Below are 254 nucleotides of genomic sequence, written 5' to 3' on the forward strand. Positions count from 1 at the left end.
CCCCATTTATTGGACACATTAGTTGGCGGATGACATGGCCTGAGTTCGGTACTGTACCGGGCTCAGGCCGTTTAGTTTTGCTTTGATCCGCTCGTGGTTGTAGTAGTGGATGTATTCATCCACCGCCCGCTTCAACTGCTCTGTATCTTCGTACTCTTCGTTGAACCAGCATTCGCTCTTCAGCAGCCCAAAGAAGTTCTCTACCACCGCATTGTCCAGGCAGTTCCCTTTGCGTGACATGCTTTGCTTCACCT

The 254-nt window shown here is 50.8% G+C and carries 1 protein-coding gene; it reads right to left on the reverse strand.

Annotated elements, in window-relative coordinates; all coding sequences use genetic code 11:
• Nucleotides 1-18: 18 nt before the first annotated feature.
• Nucleotides 19-254: transposase (locus ACLHZ1_RS20860; protein ID WP_427263570.1), on the reverse strand; the 236-nt coding region annotated here is incomplete at its 5' end.

The sequence above is a fragment of the Aeromonas sobria genome (assembly GCF_050266975.1).
Lineage (GTDB): Bacteria > Pseudomonadota > Gammaproteobacteria > Enterobacterales > Aeromonadaceae > Aeromonas > Aeromonas sobria_B.